Raw genomic sequence first — 22559 nt, forward strand, 5'->3', positions numbered from 1 at the left:
CGTTCAACAACGCAGCAAGTTTAACGACAAAACGCCCGCAGGCATATCTTCAATGCATCATAAGCCCAAAGAATGAAAGCTATAGAATGTTAAAAAACTGATTTAAAACATAAAAAAATCTTCTCACGAAGTATTCGCTGTTTCAAGAAAACTCTCTATTTTTGCGTCCGAACATAAAAACACTTACTAATCAATACAATGAAAACACTAATACTCATCGCAGCATGTTGCCTGATGGCAATCGGCCAAATACAAGGAAAAGATTTCAGCCGTCCTGAAAGTTCCAATTATATAAAAGGAGTAGAAGCCCTGAATGCAGGCAACGCAGAGCAGGCTTACCAATATCTGAATGATGAAATCAACCAGAATCCCGATAATGGATATGCACACTGCTACATGGCACTGGTATGCAATTTCTATGGCGACATGAAACTGGCACTGTACGCAGCCAACGAAAGCCTGAAACTGATTCCGGAAGAAGATACCGAATACCGTTCGTTTGCATACTATACCCGCGGTACACTTTACATGAATGCTCAGGCGTACGATCTGGCAGAAAAAGATTTGGATGAAGCTATCCGTCTGACCCCTTCGGATGTAGAGAACTATAAGACTCGCGCCGAGATTCATCTGGACAAAGGCGACTACGATGATTCACTTGCCGACCTTCAGACTGCTATCAAGCTCGACAGCCACGCTGACGTATACGACCTGATGATGCAACTGCTGGAAGCAAATCCGGATCCGTCTTTCTTCGACAAAGTAACTTCCTGCTATGAGGGAGTGACTGCCAACAGATAAGATTTTAGACAAGTCAAATTATTCTTTTCGATAAAGGAAGAGCAGATAATACATATACTGCTCTTCCTTTTATTTTGTCAGGATGCAAACTGTATGTTCACCCGGCAGGCTTCCCAACCTCCCTGTACCCGACACAGCAAGCCCCCCTTCCACAGGTTCTTTCAGAACGAACATACGGCTCCACGGCAAAATTCATAGCCTTTTGCCATGAATCAGGTACAAAAACAGAACAAGGAGTCGGCCAAACAGCAACATTCCATTCCCTTTCGATTTTGAAGCAACCGATTTATTTGCTATTTTTGCAACGTTTTTGGCGTAAATTCTAACATTTTATCAAAATAGAAGCAAATGAATCAGACAAAAGGACATCCGAAAGGACTTTATTTACTCTTTGTAACTGAGATGTGGGAGCGGTTCAGTTACTACGGCATGCGCGCCTTGTTCATGCTTTATATGGTGCAAGCCTTGCTGTTCGACAAAGAAACAGCTTCGCAAGTATACGGAAGTTATACGGGACTGGTATACCTTACTCCGCTGATTGGCGGCTACATTGCCGACCGGTACTGGGGAAACCGCCGTTCCATCGTCGTAGGAGCACTGACCATGGCGGCAGGACAGTTCATGCTTTTTCTAAGTGCCTGCTATTTTCACCAGGCGGAACTGGCCAAATGGCTGATGTTTGTGGGACTGGGCCTGTTGATTTTGGGTAACGGATTCTTCAAGCCAAACATTTCGACCATGGTAGGACGCCTGTACACAGCCGACGACAGACGTAAGGATTCGGCTTTTACCATCTTCTATATGGGAGTAAATGTGGGTTCCACTCTCGCCCCGCTGGTATGCGGACTAGTAGGGAATACCGGACATCCGGAGGATTTCAAATGGGGATTTCTCGCGGCATGTATCGGTATGATACTGGGTGCCACGGTCTTCCAGTTGTTTAAGAACAAATATATCTGCGATCCGGAAGGTAATCCTGTAGGCACGGCTCCTGCCAAAACAGCAAAAGCGGCAGAAACATCACCGGCCGATAAGGAAGGCAACAAGCGTACGGTATGGATGATTGCAGGTACCATTCTGCTTACCATTCTGTTCTCCGTCAACTGGGGAGGCGACGGCGGTATCTTTGCCGGAGCCGACTGGATTGGTTCGCTGATTTATGCCACTACTATCGTGATGCCTGTCATCATCATCACCGACAAAAGCCTGACCCGTACGGAACAAGCCCGAATCGGTGTGATATACATCATCGCCTTTTTCGTAATTTTCTTCTGGGCAGCCTACGAACAGGCCGGAGCTTCACTCACCTTCTTTGCCGACGAACAAACCGACCGTCACATCGGAGGCTGGGAAATGCCTGCCGCCTATTTCCAGTCTTTCAACCCGATTATGATTGTCACGCTGGCACCTGTATTTGCAGCTATCTGGTCATTCCTCGGCAAGCGGGGTATCGAACCCAGCTCACCGCGTAAACAGGCTATCGGTCTGCTGTTACTTTCATTAGGATATCTCTTCATCGCCTTTGGCGTAAAAGATGTGGAACCCGGCGTAAAAGTCAGTATGATCTGGTTGACAGGATTGTATCTCATCCACACCATGGGAGAACTTTGTCTGGCTCCTATCGGACTGTCGCTGGTATACAAACTCTCTCCGGTGCGCTTCTCCTCACTGTTGATGGGCGTATGGTATCTCAGTACCTCGGCAGCCAACAAATTTGCCGGTATGTTGAGCGGCTATTATCCAGAAGGTGGTGTAACCAAAACTTTCTTGGGCTATCATGTAGAAAACCTGTTCGATTTCTTCATGTTGTTTGTCTTCATGAGCGGTACGGCAGCAGTGGTTCTGTTCCTGTTCTCGGGCAAGCTGCAAAAAATGATGAAGGGAGCAGAATAAATCTGCGGCCTTTATGCGAAAATACAATCGCAAAACCGGGATGACTTACGGTTGCCGGTTTTCCAATAAGCCGACAGGCAGATATTAAACAACTACTGCTGGATGCGATATATCACAAGTCCTTTAACCTCTTCCCCTATCTCTCAGTCGCAGGACGAAAAACTTCGGGAAAGGTTAAAGGACTTGTTTGCATATATCCCGGCAACCTCGAAAAAGGCTCCAGCATCTTCGGAAGAAAACGTTTCGATGTTTTTTTATTTTTTGTACAAAAGATTTTTGTTTTTGTACAAAAACAAAACGAATCGTCAGTATTGCTTTATCGGCATAGCATTGGCTTATCCGTAAATTGCCGCAGATTTTCAATAAGCAGTCATCGGATGTCTTGAGAAACAATATTTTTTATAACTTCACGGTCGGACAAATAATGTGCAATGTCATGAAAACGACTCTGTCGAACACGTCTTTCCCCAGCACCATGAATTCAATAAAACCACAATCTCTCCGGCGTGCCTGGACGACTTCGGCAATCTGGCTTTGCTGAACGTAGAGCAAAACTCATCGTACAGCAATCAGGATGTGGCGAAAAAGAAGATTGATTTCTACTCGAAACCTACGTACGATTCACTGAAGCTTAAACTGATTTATGACGAGGAAGTGGCATATTACGACGAGAATATGGTTTACAAACATAGGAAAGCCATGATTGAGAAAATCATGCAGTATTACACCAACAAAGTAAGATGCTAATCAATAGTGACCATCAACTCACGGTGATACAGTAAATATAATCACACAATAGCCGAAAGCATTCCTCCGTTACCTATAATAAAAAACGCCCTACTTACAAGTTACTCGAAACACAGATTACATTTACCAGATAAAAGACAATTATCCAGCCGACAGAAAAATAAAAGAAGAGCTTTTCTTAAATAAAAATCGAGGCGTACAGACCGAGTTCAAGACTCATTCTGTACGCCTCGCAGCTTTATCAGATTTATTTATTCGATTACTTAGCTACACGTTCCAGCCATTTCACCATGAACAGCATTACTCCCATTGAAATAAAGCATACTATCATGAAAATAGCCCAGCAATATCCGATAGGAATAGCGTTATACATCAGAGGACCAATCCACAACAAGAGATTACCTACGGCAGTCGCACCGAGCCATAATCCCTGACAAAGTCCTAAAAGATGCTTTGGAGCCACCTTCGAAACGAATGACAATCCAAGAGGTGAAATAAACAACTCAGCCACAGTAAGCAGGAAGTAAAGAACAATCAGGACCCATGCTCCCGCCTTAACCTGCTGATCGATAGGAAGCTCTCTGTATTCGGCAGCAGAAGGATAACCCATAATGAGTGAATATGCAGAAAGGAAGAGATAAGCCAAACCTGCGATAAGCATACCGATGGCAATCTTACGTGGAGTAGAAATCTCTTTACCTCTTCTTGAAAGAGAACCGAAAATCATCATGATAATCGGAGTCAATGTAATCACAAAGAAAGGATTCACTGCCTGCCATATTTCCGGAGCAATTGTGGATGTATCGACGAAGTCTCTCGCAAAGAGTGAAAGTGAAGTACCGTTCTGGTGGAATGAGAACCAGAAGAAAATAACAACACCCAGCACTGCAAACAATGCGTAAAGACGCTGTTTGATTTCCTTAGCCATAGCAGCCTTTTCTTCAGCTGAATATGTAACAGCAGTTGCAGCTTCTTTCTTTCCCGGATTCGGGAACTGACTCTTCGTTATGAAGAAGATAACCAATGAAATAAGCATTGCCGCAACAGATGCCACAAACGAATAATGAATACCTTCATTAAATATCTGCAGATACTGTGCACAAGAAGCAGCCATATCAGCAGTTTCACCTACGCATTGTGACATCAACTGATTCAAGTTGCCCATAGCCTCAGCCGACATACCGTCTGCACCTTTCGCTATATATTCATGACACAAAGCAGGAAGACCTGCATTATAGACCATATTGTGTGCACTCAGCCACCAGCTTCTCAACAGAGGAGCGATAAACGGAGCTACCAATCCACCGATATTGATAAATACATAAAATATCTGGAATCCGGAATCTCTCTTGCTCTTGGCTTCAATCAGTTCCTTTTCTCCTTTCTTTGCAGCCTCAGCTTCAAGATTATCGTACATCTGACCTACAATAGCCTGAAGGTTTCCCTTGAACAGACCGTTACCAAATGCTATGAAAAACAATGCGATACAAGTAAGTGTAAGCAACCATGATGTATTGCCTGCGTTGGCAGTAATAGGAATAGATAATGCAATATATCCAACAGCCATGACCACAAGACCGGCCATGATTGTACCTTTATAGTTCTGTTTTCTATCGGCAATCAGACCTCCAACAAGACTTAACAGATAGATACCTGCATAAAAGAATGAATAGATAAGTGTACTTTTCTCCTCACTTATACCAAATTTAGAACAAAGGAACAACACCAGCACAGCGTTCATGATGTAGTAGCCAAAACGCTCCCCCATGTTAGAAAGTGCAGCAGGTATCAAACCTTTAGGATGCTTGTTAAACATAAATAATGAAGATTTTAATGATTAATAAATTTATATTACTTGCAAATATATAAAAAAGTAGCAAAAATACGGGTATTTGTCGCGATTTTTCGTTCTTCTCGATATGATATAAAAAAACATGGGCGCAATTCGCAAAAAATCCGCCCATGTTTCAAACAAAACGTCACTACGTTTTCACTCGCCAAACAGCGTACAGACTTCCGCCTGGCTGACTTTTATCAAATCGGCCGGCGCCAGCTTTACCTGTAAGCCGCGTACGCCCGCACTGACATATATATAAGGATAATCATTGCATGTATGATGGATATAAGTAGGAAAATGCTTTTTCATACCAATCGGCGAACATCCTCCACGGATATATCCCGTCAACGGAAGCAATTCCTTTACATGGATGAGGTCACACTTTTTGTTTCCCGAAACCTTGGCTGCCATTTTCAGATCTATTTCATGCTCGCCCGGAATCACACAGACAAAGTAACCCGACTTATCGCCATGTAGTACTAAGGTTTTGAATACCTGTTCGATGTTCTCGCCAAGTGTAGCTGCTACATGTATACAACTTAAGTCGTTTTCGTCTACTTCATAAGGGACAAGTTCATATTTTATTTTATCCTTGTCCAGCAAACGTGCCGCATTTGTTTTTGCAATCTTTTCTTTTGCCATAATTTACCTATTGTTTGATCATTTATCACTGATTAGCCAGTTCTTCGCGCAGGAACTTAGGAGTATATCCTTTGTCCGACTTTGCTACCTCTTCGGGAGTTCCGCACGAAAGCAACTGCCCTCCTCCTTTACCGCCTTCGGGGCCCATGTCGATAATGTAGTCTGCCATCTTGATAACATCCAGGTTATGTTCGATGACAATTACCGTATTACCTTTATCTACCAGCCGGTTCAAGACCGTCATCAGCACGCGGATGTCCTCAAAATGCAAGCCGGTAGTCGGCTCATCCAGAATGTAAACCGTCTTGCCTGTATCGCGCTTCGAGAGTTCGGTTGCCAGTTTCACACGCTGACTCTCACCGCCCGACAAGGTGGTAGAAGGCTGACCTAACTTAATATATCCCAGTCCCACTTCCTGTAAGACTTTAATCTTATTCAGAATCTGGGGCACATTCTCGAAGAACTCTACTGCACGATTGATCGTCATATCGAGCACATCGGCAATAGATTTGCCTTTATAGCGCACCTCCAATGTTTCCCGGTTGTAGCGTTTGCCGTGACAAACCTCGCAAGGTACAAAGACATCGGGCAAGAAATTCATCTCAATCGTCTTATAACCATTCCCGCCGCAAGCCTCACACCGGCCGCCAGACACATTAAAGGAGAAGCGTCCCGGCTTGTATCCGCGTATCTTGGCTTCCGGAAGTCCGACAAACAGATTACGTATATCGGAGAAAACACCTGTATAAGTTGCCGGATTGGAGCGAGGAGTACGCCCGAGCGGTGACTGGTCTACGTTGACTACCTTATCTATATATTCCAGTCCTTCTATCGAATCGTAAGGCAGAGGATCTTGCAGCGAACGGTAGAAATGCTGCGAAAGAATCGGTTGGAGGGTATCGTTTATCAAGGTAGACTTACCACTGCCCGATACTCCGGTCACACAAATCAGCTTACCCAAAGGAAACTCCACGTCTACCCCTTTCAGGTTATTTCCTCGTGCGCCACGAAGCCAAAGCGATTTGCCATTTCCCTTCCGGCGTTCGGCAGGAATTTCTATCTTCATCTTTCCGTTCAGGTACTGCGACGTAAGTGTCGAGGTCTTGAGCATTTCCTCGGGTGTTCCCGCAAAGACAACCTCCCCACCCAGGCGTCCTGCCTTCGGACCCATATCGACTATATAATCGGCAGCCAGCATCATGTCTTTATCATGTTCTACTACGATGACCGTATTGCCTAAATCACGCAGTTCCTTCAGCGAGTTGATCAGCCGGATATTATCGCGCTGGTGCAAGCCAATACTCGGTTCATCGAGGATATACAATACATTCACCAACTGAGAACCTATCTGTGTCGCCAGACGAATACGCTGACTTTCTCCACCTGACAAGCTGACCGAAGAACGGTTCAGTGACAGATAATCCAGCCCCACATCCAGCAAAAACTTCAAACGTGTGCGTATTTCCTTTAATATTTCCGTTGCAATGATACGCTGTTTGTTATCCAAATGCTCTTCTACATGTGCCAGCCATTCGTAGAGTTCACTGATATCCATGGTAGAAAGCTGATAGATATTCTTGTCGTGAATACGGAAATGAAGAGCCTCTTTATTCAAGCGTGCACCTTTACATTCAGGACAGACATCCGTTTTTGCGAACTGGTCGGCCCACTTCTGCGCTGTAGCCGAAGCATCTTTCTCCTGCATCATCTGAATGTATTTCACGATACCTTCGTAAGTAACGAAGTAATCCGACGAAGCATGTATCAGCGAACTCTTGATTTTCAGACGCTCGTCTGCCCCGTACAGGATTTCATTGATAGCATCTTCCGGCAGTTCTGATACCGGAGTCTTGAGAGTCGCTTCATATTTTTCGAGCAACGCTTCTATCTGCCAGAATATCATCACATTCTTATATTTACCAAGTGGTGCAACAGCCCCCTCGTAAATGGAAAGAGAACGATCCGGAATAACCTTGTCAACATCAATCAGATTGACATATCCCAAGCCCTTGCAGCGCGGACAAGCTCCTTGCGGAGAGTTAAAAGAAAAGTTATGCGGAGCAGGTTCCCGGTAAGAGATGCCCGTAACCGGACACATCAGTCGCTTGCTGTAATGGCGGACACTTTCTGTCTGGGCGTCAAGAATCATCAGTAATCCGTCGCCCTGCTGCATGGCAGTCGTCACACTCTGCTTCAGACGCTTCTCCTCTTTCTCAGTAACTACCGTTTTATCAATCACCACTTCAATGTCGTGATTCTTATATCGGTCCAACTTCATGCCGTGAACAATCTCTTTCACTTCGCCATCCACCCGCACATACAGATATCCCTTCTTGCGGATTTGTTCAAAGAGCTCCTTGTAATGTCCTTTACGGGTACGCACCAGAGGTGCCAGAATATAAATACGCTTCCCCTTATAATCCCGATGAATCAAGTCGAGAATCTGTTCTTCCGTATATTTTACCATCTTCTCACCCGAAATATACGAGTAAGCAGTACCGGCACGTGCAAACAGCAAACGCAGATAATCATAAATTTCGGTCGTAGTTCCTACGGTAGATCGAGGATTTTTATTGGTTGTTTTCTGTTCTATGGAGATAACAGGACTCAGACCTGTTATTTTATCCACATCCGGCCGTTCCATTCCTCCCAGAAAATTCCGGGCATAAGCCGAGAATGTTTCAATATACCGTCTTTGTCCTTCGGCAAAAATCGTATCGAAAGCCAATGAGGATTTTCCGCTTCCACTCAATCCGGTTATAACCGTCAGACTGTCACGTGGAATCTCCACATCTATATTTTTCAGATTATGTACACGCGCTCCTTGTATACTAATCGTTTCTTTTCCGTCTTCCATATCCTTAAAATCAATCATATCTTTGCAAAGATAATGCTTTTTTTTGTACTTTTGCCACTCAACAAATACAATCGAAAATGAAGTTTATCCATATCATCTGCCTTTCGCTGGCTCTTTCCGCCAGCTGTCTGGAAGCAACGGTATCGGCACAGACCGGAACCGGATATTTTTTACATACCGTAACCAAAGGACAAAGCTTGTATTCTATTGCCAGCATGTATAATGTTTCCGTCGATGACATCGTGCGTCTGAACCCGGGAAGCCGTGAACAGATACGTGCCGGAGAAGCACTGAAAATACCACAAACGCATTACAGCAACGAAAGTGGACAGCAATTTCATACCATCCAAGCTGGTGAAACACTCTATCAACTGACTGTAAAGTATAAAGTCAGTGCCCAGGCTATCTGTAAAGCTAATCCGGGATTAAGTGCAGCAAACTTCCGTATCGGTCAGGTTATTGTCATCCCTGCTCAAGATAATAGTACAGCCCAGCCGGTACAAACCGTACAGCCGGAACCTTCGACCAAGAAAAATGAGTGGAGAGACATGCACAAAGTTGAAAGAAAAGAAACGATCTTCAGCATCAGCCAGCAATATGGTATCACTCAAGAAGAACTTATCGCCGCTAATCCGGAGTTGAGAAACGGAAAACTGAAGAAAGGAAGTTTCCTTTTCATCCCTTATTCCCAGTCACAAGAAACGGCAAACAACACTCCGTCGGTCCAAACTACTCCCAGCAATGAGGAACTCTTTAAGGAAAGCTCCACCAGCAAAAAGCAAATAAAGACCATAAAAGTAGGAGTTATGCTACCCTTCTCTTCCGGCAATCAGGACGAACAGTCACGTATGGTAGAATTCTATGAGGGATTCCTCATGGCAGTAGACAGCCTGAAACACCAGGGAGTATCTGCTGATATTTATACATACGATACAAAAGGGACAACAATCGGAACAAATGCCATCCTGTCTCAAAGTAAGCTCAAGGACATGGACATCATTTTCGGACCGGCACGGCAGTCATCAATAGCTCCTGTAGCCTCATTTGCCGAGAAGAACAATATCCGTCTGGTCGTTCCTTTCTCCCCCAAAGTTGATCAGGTTTTCAAGAACCCCAATATCTATCAGGTGAACACACCACAATCTTACCTATACTCAAAGGTATACGAACACTTTATCCGCAAGTTTGGAAAGACCAATGTCATCTTCCTTGACGACGGCAGCGGAGATAAAGAAAAAGCTGAGTTCATCAAAGGCATGAAAAACGAGCTGAAAGACAACAATGTCAAGTTTAGTCATATACAACTGGGCAGCGACATTGATCCGGACCGAGTCATTGCAGCTATGGATACGCTACGGGAAAATATATTCATTCCTACCTCAGGACGAAATACAGCACTGACACGCCTGCTGCCTCACCTCATGCTTGTCCGCCGCGAACACCCGGCCTTTAACATGCATCTGTTCGGCTATCCGGAATGGCAGACCTATACACAGGATTTTCTGGCTAACTTTTACGAACTGGATACATACTTCTATTCATCGTTTTACACCAACAACCTGTTCCCTGCCGCCATCAACTTCACTCATGCATACCGACGCTGGTACAGTAAAGATATGTCGAATACATATCCTAAATACGGAATGTTAGGATTCGATATAGGATATTTCTTCCTGAAAGGGCTGGCACAGCAAGGCAACAAGCTGGAAGAAAACCTGGATCGTGTACAAGTTACTCCGATACAAACAGGCTTCTGTTTTGAACGTGTCAACAACTGGGGAGGATTCATCAACCGGAAAGTATTCTTCGTACACTTTACCAAAGATTACGAACTGATAAAACTTGATTTTGAATAACAACTACATGAAAAAGCAATCTATTATTGCATTATTTAGCTTATTATGTTTGTCGGTTGGACTGCCCGTGCACGCCCAGCTGCAAGACCAGCGTCATAATCTGGCCATTGGTGTGAATGGCGGCGTAAATCTTAGTTCAGTCAGTTTTGATCCAAGCATCAAGCAAAAGACATTCCTCACTCCCTCTTTCGGACTTACTGTGAGATATATCTCAGAACGCTATTTTAAAATGTTCTGCGGTATACAGGGAGAAATCAACTTCTCACAGAGAGGATGGAAAGAAAATATTGATGACGGAACAGAAGATACTTATCAACGCACCATGAATTATGTGGAAGTTCCCTTAATGGCACATCTTGCTTTCGGTAAAGACAAGGGACACGGTGCACGATTCGTGCTCAATCTGGGACCGCAATTCGGTTTTCTGCTGAGTGAAAATGAAAAGAAAAGTGAAGCATTTCATCCTAATGAACGCCCTAACGGTGTAATCTGGCAATATGGAAAAATGGCAGAAGTAAAGTTCGATTACGGAATAGTAGGCGGCATAGGTGTAGAAACCCGTACAGGAATCGGTAATTTCCTGATCGAAGCACGATACTATTTCGGTCTGAGCGACTTCTATCATAGCACCAAGAAAGACCCGTTCTCACGTTCGGCCCACTCATATATTGCCGGACGACTGACATATTTATTTGACTTGAAGAAATAACGCTATTCTATTTATTCTTAACTATAAACAGAAAACGGATAAACTCTCCGACTCTTATTATGATTATGAAACTCATCTCATGGAACGTAAACGGGCTGCGTGCCTGCTGCGATAAAGGTTTTCGCGAAACATTCAAGACACTGGATGCAGACTTTTTCTGTCTGCAAGAAACAAAGATGCAGGAAGGACAACTCGATTTGTCTTTCGAAGGCTATACCTCCTATTGGAACTATGCCGAGAAAAAAGGCTACTCAGGTACCGCTATCTTTACCCGCCACCAGCCGATTGCCGTCACTTACGGTCTGGGAATCGACGAGCACGACCATGAAGGACGTGTCATTACGCTGGAAATGGAAAACTTTTATCTGGTGACGGTGTACACTCCGAACTCACAAGACGGTTTGAAACGCCTGGATTACCGTATGACATGGGAGGACGACTTCCGGAAATATCTGCAACAGCTCGACCAGAAGAAACCGGTTCTTGTTTGCGGCGACCTGAATGTGGCACATAAAGAAATCGACCTGAAGAACCCGAAGACCAACCGGATGAACGCAGGTTTCACCGATCAGGAACGCGAAAAGTTCCAGACCTTGCTCGATGCAGGCTTCGTCGATACCTTCCGTCACTTCTATCCTACTCAGGAAAATATCTATTCGTGGTGGTCGTACCGCTTTAAAGCACGCGAAAAGAATGCAGGGTGGCGTATTGACTACTTTCTCGCTTCTGCACGCATTGCCGACAAACTTCAGGGCGCAAAGATACATACTGAGATATTCGGCTCCGACCACTGTCCCGTAGAAGTCACAATCAACTGGTAAATCCGCGGAAAAATGAAAAACGACGGCTTCACCTTGCGCAAGCGCATCCGCAGTTTCAAGTACGCCTTTCACGGCATATTCCTGCTCATCAGCCGGGAACACAATGCATGGATACATTGTTTCGCTGCCGTATGCGCCATCACGGCAGGTATTCTTCTTCATATTTCTCCGATGGAGTGGATTGTCGTTACTCTCTGTATCGGTCTGGTACTTGCTGCAGAGGCCGTCAATTCGGCTATAGAGGCACTTGCCGACCGTGTATCGCCGGAGTATGACGAAGCCATCAAACGCACAAAAGATCTGGCAGCAGGAGCCGTCCTGCTGCTTGCTATTGCAGTTGCCATTACAGGACTGATTATTTTTCTACCCAAACTCATCGCCCTTATATGAAAAGATTGCTATTCACACTGCTGACCTTTGTCTTATCAATTGCACTTTTTGCCCAGGAAATAGAAATCACCGGCGCCCGAAAGGCTGTACGCACTACAGGAGATGTAGGAGCCGTTCTGCTTCCTGTGGCCGGTCTGACGGCCGTTTTACTTCAAAAAGACTGGCAAGGACTGAAACAAGGAGTCTTTTCGGGCGTAACAACCTTAGGAGTGACCTATGCTCTGAAATATATTGTGAAGAAAGAGCGCCCCGACCACAGCGACAATCACTCATTCCCGTCGATGCATACCTCTACATCCTTTGCAGCAGCCGCCTTCATCCAGCGACGTTACGGCTGGCAATGGGGACTGCCGTCTTATATTCTATCCACCTATGTAGGCTGGACTCGCGTCTACGGAAAGAAGCATGACTGGTGGGATGTTGCTGCCGGAGCCGTAATTGGAGCCGGAAGTTCTTATATATTTACCCGCCCCTTTGCCAAAGAACATAACCTGACTATCAGTCCCGTTGCTGGCGACGGACATTACGGGGTCTATGCTTCAATGACATTTTAAGCGTTTTCCCCAATAGAACAAGACGATTCCGGTACATATCGTAGCCGATGAATCAATCAATCCAACTTCGTTTTTTACTATTTCCGCTCCCTCAATTTCTTACGCAACTCAGTAGGCGAAGCCCCCAAATTAATACGTACATATTTAGCAAAGAATGAAAGATTGGGAAAATTCATCATCTCTGAAATTTCCTTAATCGACTTGTCGGAATACTTTAACTGAAAACGAATGTCCATCAGTACATATTCCTTTATCCAGTCGCCGGCAGTACGCCCACTGACCAGCTTACACATTGTAGAAAGATGCTTGGAAGTCACGAAAAGCCGTTCGCTGTACCAGGAAACAGCACGCGGCTTAACTTTACACCCCACCAGCAAATCTATAAAATTCCGGAACAAAACATCCCGCTGCCGTTGTTCATCGTCGGGAGAATAACGATCATCCAACTCATCCAGCAGTTCGCACTGTAAACTCCGGATAATAGACAACACAGCTTCTCTGCCACGTGGACGACGATGTTCCGCACGAGTCTTGAGACAAAGCAGCTCGCCATACAATTTAAGTGCCTTAAAGGCTTCCGGACTGACTTGTACTACAGATTTATCTCTATGCCGGAAAGCCTGCTTCCAAATGCCATCTCCCGGAACACACTCCCGGATTATCTGAGGTGAAAGACAAAGTGCGTACCCCTGAAAGCCGGGAAAGAACACACTTTCATCAATCAAGTCATTGGGCTTGCAAAGCAAAGCATCTCCCTCCGCAACAACAATGGTCGACATATTGACATTTATCTGAAACTTTCCCTCCGTACATACAAACAATATCAAAACATCAACTCGCGCAGGCCCGCTAATCAGCCTCAGTTCTTTTTCACCGCTTAACACAACTATTCCTTCATCCTTATAGAGAGCAGACGATACCTGCTTGAAAGTAGAGATATCCAAGCACTTGATTTCACCATATTGACTCATAAATACCTATTTTTATTTCGTCGGTAAAAATAAATCGTTTTCACGGGAAGAGGAAGTTCCATAAGGCATAAACAATGTTCCATCACTCGCAAGAAAGAATCTTTAAACAAGCCCCGGCAAATCCTCCGAAAAACATCGAGACGTTTTCTGAAAATTTGTACAAACTTTCTGATTTTTTGTACAAAACATCAGAAGCTGCCGCCTACGTTCCATTACAGATACGTCGAGAATCAAACTATTTCGATAGTACTCTTTCCTCCAGAACCCACCTTGACAACCCGGATTTGTGTACGGATTCGTTCACGCATCTCTGCCGTGTGGCTGATGACTCCGACTTTCTTTCCTTGCATCGACTGCAAGCTCGACAGGGCATCTATCACCATGTTCAGGCTGTTGGTATCGAGCGTACCAAAACCTTCGTCCACGAACAAGTTGCACATCGGAATGTTGCGCGACGAAAGCGACGAGAGTCCCAGTGCCAGTGCCAGACTGATCAGGAAAGTTTCTCCGCCCGAAAGCGAACTGATGTTACGAACCTCATCCGCCCGGTCGTGATCGATGACACGGATTCCCAACGAATCCTTCACCTGCTCCAGACTATACCGGTGATTCAACAGACGAAGCTGTTCGTTGGCCTGCCGTATCAGGAAGCGCAGCGTAAAGCATTGCGCCGTTTCGCGGAACTTATCGCCGTTGGCATTTCCCAAAATATCATTCAACTCCTTCCAGTCCTGATACGCCTTCCGCCTGCGTTCAAGCTCCTCGCCGACCGACTGCATCTGTTCCATGCTCCGGCGATGTGCCATCAGCATGCCGCCCACTTGCAGACGCTCCTTGTCGAGCTCCTCCGAAGAAACCTGCACCTGCTGCATCTTTTCCTGCAACATCTCCGCAGGATGACATCCCTCACCCAACAATTCCAGCGGGATAACCTGTAAGGCACGATGAGTTTCCAATGCTTTCCGGCGTGCTTCCATCTGTCCCTGACACCATTTCACATTCTCATCCGCCTGCCGGATCTGCTCACGCTTGCCATTCCAGTCGACCGAAGGCGAGAAACACATATCCAGCCGTTCTTTTGAAAGCACATCCGTATGTTCCGCTGATTCGTTGTAACGTGTGATGAAATCTTCTACACCCGTTTGCGCAATCGTGCCATCCGCCTGCTTCTTCCGATACTGCTCCTCGGCTGCCTTCACGAAACCCGACAACCGGCTGTACGATTCGACGACTTCATTATGAGCCTTATCAGCAAGCTGTACCTGTTTCTCCGCCTCTTCCAACTGTAACTTCAGCGTACGCTCCGTTTCATCCGGATCGGCACCGCCCAAGACCTGCATATACGATTTCTGCTTTGCTTCATAAATCTGTACGGCACCGGCAATTTCTTCCCGGTTTCCCTTTACGGCAGCCTGACACTCGGACAATTGTTTCTCCAACGCCCCGGCAGCCACTTTCCGTTCATTCAGTAATCCCACCGATTCCTGCTGCACACGAGTAGCCTCCCGATACTTGTCGTACATACCCGACAAGCGGTTAAGCAACCCTTCAACGTCTTGTTCGAAAGCCCGCTCCCAGTCGGGTAACGAAACATCCTGCCGCAATGCCCCACGCAGTTCCCCGTTCGTACGTTCAAGCTGCTGCAATTCCGCACGCTTCTGCTCACTCTGTCCCTGCCGTTGCTTCAATTCCGCCGCCCGATGATGCAGTTCTTCCCGCTGACGCGAACACGAAGCTTGCTTCTCATCGTACGCACGACGCATGTCAGTCAGCTCATTTTGTGCCTGCTGATAAGCATTCTGTTCGGCACGCGCCTGCTTTCCCTGAGCCACAATCCGTTCCGTTTCCATCGTCAACAGAGCCGATAAAGTAGAAGCATCTGCCTGTACCACATCAACAGGCAGGACAGGATAAGCTACAACCAACGCCGTCCATTCGCCGACAGCCTCAGCCAGTTCCGCATTCAACCGTCCGGTTCCCTCACGCAAAGCCGACAACTTACCGTTCAGTTCCGAACAGAGCAGGCGCAATCCGCCGGGAGAAGCATCCAGCCGTTCCTCAATTTCCGTCAGCCGCTTGCGACGACGAGCAATTTCTTCCTTCACAGGCTGCAACACTTCCGCTATTCCTTCGGCATACGGATGCTCGCATGCCCCACACACCGGACAAGGTTCTCCCGGTTTCAGCGCGGCACGCATATGCTCGGCACTCCGGCTGCTCGCCAATTGCCACGCCTCTTCCAGTCCGGGCAACAGACGATTTATCTCTTCACGCTCCGTTGTCAGTTCCTTCACCTCACGCGAAGCTTCATCCAACTTAATGGTAATTTTTTCAGACACAATCTGATTTTCAGACAAACACTTTCGTCGCTCCGTGACAACCGCCTGCAACTTTCTCAATCGTTCCAAATCGGTATAACATTTCGTCACGTCCGCCATCCGCTGTTGCAACGCCTCTACATCCACACCAGCCAGTGCCTGTGTTTTCTGCCGGATACTCTCCCTACACAGAACCAGTTCCTCGTCCGATTTCTGCAAACGATTCTCTTCTTCCCGGCATGCCTGCTGCTGATTTTCCAGCTCGATACAATTTTTCTTCCAGTCGGCAGATTCTTTTTGCCAGCGTTTCACCGCTTTATCCAGCGATTCCAACCTATCGGAAACCGCATTCTTGTTTTCCAGCATATCGCGGTGCGGCATCAGCTCCGCCAATATCCGTTCCGCTTCCGCCTGCCGTTTCTGCAACTCCACTACCTGAGCCGCATTTTCTGCCTGCTCCTTTTTCAGCAATTCTTCCTTTTTCGCCAGCGAACTTTCCTCCTCTTTCAGACGAGTCACGGTAGCCTGTTGCGCATCCAGTTCCACCTTCTGCTTACGGGCTGCTGTCACCAGCGGAAGCATCTGCTCCTGCTTCTCACGGAGTACATTGTAATTTTCTTTTACATCCAGTAAAAGTTTCCGCTTCTCAGCCTCTTCCTTTTCCAGCGCACTACACTGCAATTGTTTCCGACCAACTTCCTCTGTCAGCTCTTTCAGTTCACGTTGCAGATTCATGTAAATCTGATATACATCGCGTATAGGATCCACCTCATCGAGCATCCGCAACTCGTCCCGTACCGGCTGCAAGTTCTGTGCCTTTTCCGAAGCCTGTCTCCATTTTGCTTCCTCACCAGCAAAAGCCACCTCCAGCGCACACAAGTCTGCATACCATTTCTGCTGATCCTTCAACTTCTGGAGTTCAGCCTGCAAGGTACGGAAACTGGCGTCCAGCTCCCCCTTACGCGTTTCCACTTCCGCCAGCTTTTCGTCGGACAGCTGATGTACGGCAAAAGCCTTTACCTGATTGAACACCTCATTATAAGCAGCTTCCGCCTCCTTATAAAACTCATAAATCTTACGGGCAACAGCCGTATAAAGTTCCGTTCCGGTCAGCTTTTCCAGCAAGATAGCCTTATCCTTGTCGTCCGCCTTGACAAAATTGGCAAACGAATTCTGCGCCAGCATCACCGTACGGGTAAACTGTCCGTAATCCAGACCGATAATGCGGTCGAGCCCCTCATTGTTGATATTCTTATGTCCCCGCTTCTGACGTCCTCCTCCGGTTATTTCCACTTCCTTCTCGCTGGTTCTTCCCGCCTCGTCCACTGCTATCCGGTACAGCCTGCGCTCCGGACGCGTATAATTGATACGGGCTATGGAACACGACCAGCGGGCACGATAGCGGAAACCGTCGCGAGCCAGAAACACCACTTCGGCAAAACACTCCTTCGTACCCTTACGAAGAATGTTACGCGGGTCGTCAGGATCGAGCACCTGATCGTTGTTCGGACGCTCGGTATGATAATAATCGAAATTATCTGCCCCATAAAAACGAGGAGCAAGCCCGTACAATGCCAGACAGACAGCATCCAGAATGGTCGACTTTCCGCTTCCCGTTTCACCTACGATGGAAAACAAATCGGCACTCCGTAAAGGTTCACTCTCAAAATCAATCACCTGTTCCCCCTCGAGCGAAGCCAGGTTATACATGATTACTTTCAACAACTTCATTCATTGCCTCCTTCCCTGCGAGCCGCTTCCACAGCCCTTCTGGCAAGTTCCACCAGCTCATTGCGCATCTCACAGCGGAACTTGTTCTGATAACTCTTTCTGATCACCTCTATCGGGTCGAGCGTCAGCAAATCGTCGACCGATTCCAATGCCACTTCCCCGTTGTCTGCCGACTGCTGCACCCGATAAGCAGTCACCGTCCGGCACAAACGCACATTTTTCGACTGAAGGACATCCTCTACCTGCTTGTTGATGCCAGCCACAGGAGCGTCGAGCAAGACATTCACCTCCAGATACGGAACAGGCTCTTCTTCGCTCATTTTATCTTTATCGGGCAAAGCACGCAGCAAGTCGAGCACCTCGGCCAGCGGAAGCGGTTTCGACGGAACAGAAACCAGCGGATGCTGCAAAGGATAGTCGAGGAACTCGGACACCCCGTTCAGGCGACCGTCCTCTATCTCATAATAAACAGCTCCGTGACGATAGCCCTTCTCTGCAAACGACATCGGCAGGGCACTGCCCGGATACAGCCAGCTTTCACGGCCGTTAACTTTCTGATTACGATGCAAATGCCCCAACAAGGCTAACGTAACACTTTCATCTATTTCATCCAGACTGACCATTTCCGAACCACCTATCACGATACGTTCCGAAGAGTTTTCGGCAATCTCACTCCCCGTAGCATACAAATGCGCCATCAGAATCAGCGCCTCTTTGTTCCGGTCACGCCGGAGATTCGCCGCCTCAACCGCCCGACGCAGGAACTCTCCTACACCCTCTCCGTAACTCATTCCACGGGTAAAGTCCCCATCACGCAAGTAAGGCACGGCAAGCACCCAGGCACGTTCTTCCGGATGCGCTGCCGAACAGACAGGCAACAGCAAATCGTCCGGCAAGAAGTCACCTTCCTCCTGCCTGCGTATCAGCCCGCGCACATAGACCCGATGCCTTTCCAGCATCAGGCGAGGCGCCTCAAGCCGTGCAGCCGAGTCGTGGTTTCCGGCAATTATTATCGTCTGCAACTGCGGGAAACGCTGAGTCAGCGTATCGAGAAAACTGTAATACAACTCCTGAGAGGCAGCCGAAGGATTACTCGAATCGAATATATCGCCCGACACCAGCAAGGCATCAGGAGCTTTCTGTCCGACAGCACCGAGCAGCCACCGAAGAAAATCGGCATGCTCTTCCTGACGGTCGAAGCCGTGGAAGGTATTCCCCAGATGCCAGTCGCTTGTAGCCAATATCTTTATCATGGTAAGTTATCTGTTAATTCAGGATGATTCACTCCATAACCGAAAAGTGCGAAGTCGCCCAGACACGGATCGCCGGGAAACACTTCTGCCAATGCCTGCGTAATACACCGCGCAGCCGACAACGAAAAAGAAGGTTTATTGATCAATCCCAGCAGGAAAGCCACCCGACACACATGCGTATCAAGCGGAATGATCAGGTCGGCAGGGCTCATCCGCCGCCAGATACCGAAGTCGACAGCCGAATCGCGGCGAATCATCCAGCGCAGGAACATGTTGAGTTTCTTCTGCGGACTTCGGTCGGACACCCCTAAAAACGCGCAAAGCTTCTGCATCGGGTTTCCCGAGAAAGCCAGCAAGGCATCCTCCAGCGTACGATTTTCTGCATACACCGCATACAACTTCTCGAAATAAGTACGGAATGCCGCATACGAAACCATCCGGTAAAAGCTCCGTTGGTTCTCCCGACTGAAATCATTCTCCCAGCGTCTGGAAAGCACATACTGCAAGGGAGCATACCCCATCAGCTCATCCAGTTCGTCCACCTTACGGAGAATCATCCGGCGATTGCCGAAACTCAGAACAGCAGTCAGCAGTCCCATTATTTCAATATCTTCCTGCCGGACATAACGGTGCGGGAATTGTATGGGATCATTCGCGATGAAATCCGCCTGATGATAAGCTTCCGCCCACTCACGCAACTGCCGGTAAAGTTCCTCTGTCATAATCAAAACACCTATAAAACAACGATGAGATTCACCACAGAAACCTGATTATCCTGTAATGAATCTCATCATCCTATTCAAAATATCTACAGCCAGTATGCCGTCTATCAGTTGAAGTAATACAGGAAAGTAGCGATACCTTCGAGTGCTTTCTTCTTCTGTCCTTCAATTTCGATGGCAAACTTAATCTCAGCCTTAGCTGTTCCGCGCAAGTTAACCAACGAATGCAGTTCGGCAACCATACGGATTTTCTGTCCCGACAATACAGCCTGACCGAATCTCATCTTATCCATTCCGTAGTTTACCATCATCTTCAGGTTGTTTACTTCGATAATCTGATTCCAGAAATACGGAAGCAGTGACAACGTCAGGTAGCCGTGTACGATTGTGCTCTTGAAGGGGCTTTCCACTTTCGCACGTTCTACATCGACATGAATCCACTGATGATCCAGTGTAGCGTCGGCAAACTGGTTGATGCGCTCCTGTGTAACTTCCAGCCAGTCGGAAATATGATCCAGTGTAGCGTCGGCAAACTGGTTGATGCGCTCCTGTGTAACTTCCAGCCAGTCGGAAATTCCGATCTGCTGACCAATCATTTTTTCAAATTCTTCGTAAGAATTGATAATTACTTTGCTCATATAGTCAGATTTTAGTGACAAATTAATGAGCAAAGGTAAGCAAAATATCGGACATTAACCTATGCCGGGGCAGATTTTATCCTATCAGACCGAATTTCTTCAAATCTTCGTCGACAGTGGTAATGCCTCCTATTCCGAAGGTGTCGACCAGTACTTTTGCCACATTCGGCGAGAGGAAGGCAGGCAATGTTGGGCCTAAATGAATGTTCTTCACGCCCAGACTCAGCAAGGCAAGCAGTACAATCACCGCCTTCTGTTCGTACCACGCGATATTATAGGTAATCGGCAGTTCGTTGATGTCGTTCAGCTGGAAGACTTCTTTCAGCTTCAGGGCGATAACGGCAAGCGAATAACTGTCGTTGCACTGGCCGGCATCGAGCACACGCGGAATACCGTTTATATCGCCCAAAGGCAACTTGTTGTATTTGTATTTTGCACATCCGGCAGTCAGGATAACCGTATCCTGCGGCAATGCCTTGGCAAAATCAGTATAATAATCGCGGCTCTTCATACGGCCGTCGCATCCAGCCATCACCACAAAACGCCGGATAGCTCCACTCTTCACGGCCTCCACTACCTTATCGGCAAGCTGAAGCACCTGATTGTGCGCAAATCCACCGATAATCTCTCCGGTTTCCAGTTCCACAGGCGGCTGGCACTGCTTGGCAAGCGCAATCACTTCCGAATAATCCTTATGTCCGTCGGCACCCGTTTCAATGTGCTTGCAGCCCGGATATCCGGTCGAGTTTCCGGTAAACATACGCTCCTTATATGTTGCATTTGAGAGCGGCGGCACAATACAGTTGGTTGTAAACACAATCGGACCGTTGAACGCCGTAAACTCCTCACGCTGTTTCCACCACGCGTTTCCGTAGTTGCCTACAAAATGCTTGTACTTCTTGAAAGCAGGATAATAGTGTGCCGGAAGCATTTCGCTGTGCGTATATACATCCACTCCCGTTCCCTCGGTCTGTTTCAGCAAGTCCTCGATGTCGTGCAAGTCGTGTCCGCTGATCAGAATACCCGGATTCTTTCCTACCCCGATATTCACCTTTGTAATCTCCGGATTGCCGTAACGGGTCGTATTTGCCTCGTCGAGCAGTGCCATCACCTTGACACCCATCTCTCCCGCCTGCATCACCTGCGCCACCCATTCGTCGGCAGTCAGTCCGCCGACAGCAATCTTTGCCAGTGCCGCCTGCATGAACGCATGAATTTCCTCGCTGTTATACCCCAGACGCATGGCATGTTCGTGATAAGCCGCCATACCTTTCAGACCGTAAACAAGCAGTTCTTTCAGTGAACGCAAGTCCTCGTTTGCCTCACGCAATACACCAACCGTAGCCGCCTTCTCTTCGAACGAAGCTTTTTCTCCCTTCCACTCCAGCTCGTCTACTTCGGGAAGTGCAATACCCCGCGCAGCAGCCTCAGCTTTCAAAGCATCACGCAGAGCGATTCCTCTCTCTACGCGGCGCAAAATACTTTCATCGTCGAAATTGGCATTCGTAATGGTAGAAAACAAAGCATCCGTTACAAACGAATCGACTTCCGCCGACACCTTTACCGACTGCTCACGCAAAGCACTGGCAGCCACCGATACGCCTCTTACCGTAAAGAGCAGCAAGTCCATATAACGTGCTGTACTACTATTCTTTCCACACACACCTTTCAGTATACAGCCGGTACCCTTGGCTGCCTCCTGACACTGATAGCAAAACATATTTCCTTCCATAATTTAGATAGTCATTAGTGATTTTTTATTAAGTTTGTGCAAAGATGCCGCTTTCTGCCGGCAATAACTGTAACCTATGTTACAGCC

General features: G+C 47.1%; 17 protein-coding genes. 8 read left to right on the top strand and 9 right to left on the bottom strand.

The window, feature by feature from the left end; translation table 11 throughout:
• Window positions 1-198 precede the first annotated feature (198 nt).
• From WKT12_RS07610 to WKT12_RS07620, 3 genes are all read left to right on the top strand, one after another.
• Window positions 199-801: a tetratricopeptide repeat protein gene (locus tag WKT12_RS07610; RefSeq protein ID WP_340319308.1), complete on the top strand. Its 603-nt coding sequence runs from the start codon at window positions 199-201 to the stop codon at window positions 799-801.
• A gap of 348 nt (window positions 802-1149) precedes the next feature.
• Complete coding sequence (locus tag WKT12_RS07615; protein WP_340319309.1) at window positions 1150-2694, top strand: peptide MFS transporter; 1545 nt, start codon at window positions 1150-1152, stop codon at window positions 2692-2694.
• A 426-nt stretch (window positions 2695-3120) separates the two neighbouring features.
• Entirely contained in the window at window positions 3121-3441 is a 321-nt protein-coding gene (locus tag WKT12_RS07620) for an HNH endonuclease family protein (protein ID WP_340319310.1), read from the top strand.
• A 259-nt stretch (window positions 3442-3700) separates the two neighbouring features.
• Here WKT12_RS07620 and WKT12_RS07625 read toward each other — a convergent pair whose 3' ends face one another.
• The 3 genes from WKT12_RS07625 to uvrA form a co-directional block, all read right to left on the bottom strand.
• The gene (locus tag WKT12_RS07625) at window positions 3701-5257 is read right to left on the bottom strand and encodes a peptide MFS transporter (protein ID WP_340319311.1); all 1557 of its coding nucleotides are present in this window, start codon (window positions 5255-5257) and stop codon (window positions 3701-3703) included.
• Window positions 5258-5431: 174 nt separating this feature from the next.
• On the bottom strand, window positions 5432-5920 hold the full coding sequence (gene ybaK / locus WKT12_RS07630) for a Cys-tRNA(Pro) deacylase (protein ID WP_021971604.1): 489 nt from the start codon (window positions 5918-5920) through the stop codon (window positions 5432-5434).
• 25 nt (window positions 5921-5945) lie between these two features.
• Entirely contained in the window at window positions 5946-8777 is a 2832-nt protein-coding gene (gene uvrA, locus WKT12_RS07635; protein WP_340319340.1) for an excinuclease ABC subunit UvrA, read from the bottom strand.
• 77 nt (window positions 8778-8854) lie between these two features.
• Between uvrA and WKT12_RS07640 the strand changes: the two genes are divergently transcribed.
• The 5 genes from WKT12_RS07640 to WKT12_RS07660 all read left to right on the top strand — a co-directional run bounded on the left by WKT12_RS07640 (window position 8855) and on the right by WKT12_RS07660 (window position 13107).
• Entirely contained in the window at window positions 8855-10633 is a 1779-nt protein-coding gene (locus WKT12_RS07640; protein WP_340319312.1) for an amino acid ABC transporter substrate-binding protein, read from the top strand.
• 7 nt (window positions 10634-10640) lie between these two features.
• Window positions 10641-11342 carry a porin family protein gene (locus tag WKT12_RS07645; protein WP_021970398.1) on the top strand — a complete coding sequence of 234 codons (702 nt, stop codon included), beginning with the start codon at window positions 10641-10643 and terminating at the stop codon, window positions 11340-11342.
• Between the two features lie 62 nt (window positions 11343-11404).
• Window positions 11405-12163 (top strand): exodeoxyribonuclease III, encoded by a 759-nt coding sequence (locus tag WKT12_RS07650; RefSeq protein WP_340319341.1) that lies wholly within the window; start codon window positions 11405-11407, stop codon window positions 12161-12163.
• A 12-nt stretch (window positions 12164-12175) separates the two neighbouring features.
• Complete coding sequence (locus WKT12_RS07655; protein ID WP_021970396.1) at window positions 12176-12553, top strand: diacylglycerol kinase; 378 nt, start codon at window positions 12176-12178, stop codon at window positions 12551-12553.
• Window positions 12550-13107 carry a phosphatase PAP2 family protein gene (locus WKT12_RS07660; protein WP_021970395.1) on the top strand — a complete coding sequence of 186 codons (558 nt, stop codon included), beginning with the start codon at window positions 12550-12552 and terminating at the stop codon, window positions 13105-13107. Before WKT12_RS07655 ends, WKT12_RS07660 begins: the two co-directional genes overlap by 4 nt.
• A gap of 77 nt (window positions 13108-13184) precedes the next feature.
• On the opposite strand, the gene WKT12_RS07665 is transcribed toward WKT12_RS07660, so the two are convergent.
• The 6 genes from WKT12_RS07665 to hcp form a co-directional block, all read right to left on the bottom strand.
• Window positions 13185-14078 (bottom strand): AraC family transcriptional regulator, encoded by an 894-nt coding sequence (locus tag WKT12_RS07665; protein WP_340319313.1) that lies wholly within the window; start codon window positions 14076-14078, stop codon window positions 13185-13187.
• A gap of 230 nt (window positions 14079-14308) precedes the next feature.
• Complete coding sequence (locus WKT12_RS07670) at window positions 14309-18127, bottom strand: AAA family ATPase (RefSeq protein ID WP_340319314.1); 3819 nt, start codon at window positions 18125-18127, stop codon at window positions 14309-14311.
• Window positions 18124-19380: an exonuclease SbcCD subunit D gene (locus tag WKT12_RS07675; protein WP_340319315.1), complete on the bottom strand. Its 1257-nt coding sequence runs from the start codon at window positions 19378-19380 to the stop codon at window positions 18124-18126. Before WKT12_RS07675 ends, WKT12_RS07670 begins: the two co-directional genes overlap by 4 nt.
• Window positions 19377-20102, bottom strand: a complete 726-nt coding sequence (locus tag WKT12_RS07680; RefSeq protein ID WP_340319316.1) for a TIGR02757 family protein — start codon at window positions 20100-20102, stop codon at window positions 19377-19379. Before WKT12_RS07680 ends, WKT12_RS07675 begins: the two co-directional genes overlap by 4 nt.
• Before the next feature lie 107 nt (window positions 20103-20209).
• Window positions 20210-20740 carry a MaoC family dehydratase gene (locus WKT12_RS07685; RefSeq protein ID WP_340319317.1) on the bottom strand — a complete coding sequence of 177 codons (531 nt, stop codon included), beginning with the start codon at window positions 20738-20740 and terminating at the stop codon, window positions 20210-20212.
• Between the two features lie 76 nt (window positions 20741-20816).
• Window positions 20817-22472: a hydroxylamine reductase gene (hcp, locus tag WKT12_RS07690; protein ID WP_340319318.1), complete on the bottom strand. Its 1656-nt coding sequence runs from the start codon at window positions 22470-22472 to the stop codon at window positions 20817-20819.
• Window positions 22473-22559 lie beyond the last annotated feature (87 nt).

Source organism: Phocaeicola sp. HCN-6420 (assembly GCF_037890145.1).
In the GTDB taxonomy this organism is placed as follows: domain Bacteria; phylum Bacteroidota; class Bacteroidia; order Bacteroidales; family Bacteroidaceae; genus Phocaeicola.

Excerpts from the sequence above, each read along its gene's own strand:
- WKT12_RS07610 (WP_340319308.1), top strand. The coding sequence starts at position 199 with ATGAAAACACTAATACTCATCGCAGCATGTTGCCTGATGGCAATCGGC.
- WKT12_RS07615 (WP_340319309.1), top strand. The coding sequence starts at position 1,150 with ATGAATCAGACAAAAGGACATCCGAAAGGACTTTATTTACTCTTTGTA.
- WKT12_RS07625 (WP_340319311.1), bottom strand. The coding sequence starts at position 5,257 with ATGTTTAACAAGCATCCTAAAGGTTTGATACCTGCTGCACTTTCTAAC.
- ybaK (WP_021971604.1), bottom strand. The coding sequence starts at position 5,920 with ATGGCAAAAGAAAAGATTGCAAAAACAAATGCGGCACGTTTGCTGGAC.
- uvrA (WP_340319340.1), bottom strand. The coding sequence starts at position 8,777 with ATGGAAGACGGAAAAGAAACGATTAGTATACAAGGAGCGCGTGTACAT.
- WKT12_RS07640 (WP_340319312.1), top strand. The coding sequence starts at position 8,855 with ATGAAGTTTATCCATATCATCTGCCTTTCGCTGGCTCTTTCCGCCAGC.
- WKT12_RS07645 (WP_021970398.1), top strand. The coding sequence starts at position 10,641 with ATGAAAAAGCAATCTATTATTGCATTATTTAGCTTATTATGTTTGTCG.
- WKT12_RS07655 (WP_021970396.1), top strand. The coding sequence starts at position 12,176 with ATGAAAAACGACGGCTTCACCTTGCGCAAGCGCATCCGCAGTTTCAAG.
- WKT12_RS07660 (WP_021970395.1), top strand. The coding sequence starts at position 12,550 with ATGAAAAGATTGCTATTCACACTGCTGACCTTTGTCTTATCAATTGCA.
- WKT12_RS07665 (WP_340319313.1), bottom strand. The coding sequence starts at position 14,078 with ATGAGTCAATATGGTGAAATCAAGTGCTTGGATATCTCTACTTTCAAG.
- WKT12_RS07670 (WP_340319314.1), bottom strand. The coding sequence starts at position 18,127 with ATGAAGTTGTTGAAAGTAATCATGTATAACCTGGCTTCGCTCGAGGGG.
- WKT12_RS07675 (WP_340319315.1), bottom strand. The coding sequence starts at position 19,380 with ATGATAAAGATATTGGCTACAAGCGACTGGCATCTGGGGAATACCTTC.
- WKT12_RS07680 (WP_340319316.1), bottom strand. The coding sequence starts at position 20,102 with ATGACAGAGGAACTTTACCGGCAGTTGCGTGAGTGGGCGGAAGCTTAT.
- WKT12_RS07685 (WP_340319317.1), bottom strand. The coding sequence starts at position 20,740 with ATGAGCAAAGTAATTATCAATTCTTACGAAGAATTTGAAAAAATGATT.
- hcp (WP_340319318.1), bottom strand. The coding sequence starts at position 22,472 with ATGGAAGGAAATATGTTTTGCTATCAGTGTCAGGAGGCAGCCAAGGGT.